At 33.9% G+C, this 1372-nt stretch carries 1 protein-coding gene; it reads left to right on the top strand.

Translation table 11 applies throughout. The annotated features are described in order from the left end of the window. Window positions 1-123: 123 nt before the first annotated feature. Entirely contained in the window at window positions 124-1326 is a 1203-nt protein-coding gene (locus NJT12_RS24785; protein WP_271338785.1) for an IS256 family transposase, read from the top strand. The last annotated feature ends 46 nt before the right edge of the window (window positions 1327-1372 follow it).

Below are 1372 nucleotides of genomic sequence, written 5' to 3'. Positions count from 1 at the left end.
GGTAGTGTCTCACTAACTGTGTAAGTTGAAAAGTTATTCTGAAAAATATTTGAGCAAATTTAAAAGCTCAAAATGTTTTTCGGAAATAACTTTTTTTCTATTTTTAAACCCACAGTTATGATTATGATTGACAAAGACGAATTATTAAACAACAAGGAATTCTACAAATCCTTCAAGAATGCAGATGATTTAACTTCATTCTTCAAAACGATGCACAAACAAGCAATAGAACACATGCTTGATGCTGAACTTGATGCACATTTAGACAATGAAAAACACGATAAAACCTCTAGCGGAAATTATCGTAATGGACATGGTACCAAGAAAATAAAAACATCTTTTGGTGAGCAAGAAATCAAAGTTCCTCGTGATCGAGATTCTTCGTTTAATCCAATGCTTGTACCAAAAAGAGAAAATATAGCTCAAGGTATTGAGAATGTAATTATATCGCTCTACGCTAAAGGAATGAGTGTTAGTGACATTGAAGAGCAAATCAAAGAAGTATACGATTTCGAAATTTCTACTTCCACTATATCTCGTATAACCAATGCTGTTTCAAGTGAAGTAATTAGTTGGCAAAATAGACCACTGGATGAAATTTACTTAATTGTTTGGATGGATGGTATTGTTTTCAAAGTTAGAGAAGGATCAAAAGTCATTAACAAGACTATCTATTTAGCTATAGGACTCAACAGAGAAGGTAAAAAAGAAGTCTTAGGTATGTGGCTGGGCAAGAATGAAAGCAGCAGCTTCTGGATGAGTGTTTTGACTGATTTAAAGGCTCGTGGAGTCGAAGATATACTTATTACAGCTACAGATAATTTGAATGGTTTTACCCAAACAATCAGAACTGTATTTCCTGAATCTCAAACACAAATCTGTGTAGTTCATCAAATTAGAAATGCTTGTAAATATGTGGTTTGGAAGGATCGTAAGGAGTTTACTGCTGATATGAAACATATCTACAATGCTCCAAACAAAGAAGCTGCAGCGCACGCTTTAAATGATTTTGCAGATAAATGGGATGCTAAATACTCTTATGCCATCAAGTCCTGGAGAGATAACTGGGATGAGTTGACCGTGTTTTTTGAATTCCCAATTGAAATCAGAAAAATCATTTACACCACTAATTTAATTGAGAATCTGAATGGTAAGATCCGAAAATACACTAAAAATAAAATGTCATTCCCAACTGATGAAGCTGTCCTGAAATCAGTATTTTTGGCACTGAGAGAATCGACCAAAAAATGGACGATGCCAATTCGAAATTGGGGAATTGTTTTAAATCAATTTACCCTTATATTTGAAAAAAGGCTCAGATTATAAAATCGAGCCTTAACTTTTCAACTTACACACTTTTTGGGACAGTGTC

The organism is Flavobacterium azizsancarii, from assembly GCF_027980145.1.
Taxonomy (GTDB): domain Bacteria; phylum Bacteroidota; class Bacteroidia; order Flavobacteriales; family Flavobacteriaceae; genus Flavobacterium; species Flavobacterium azizsancarii.
The sequence above is the reverse complement of the archived record's forward strand: the minus strand, read 5'-3'. Positions and strand labels throughout refer to the sequence as shown.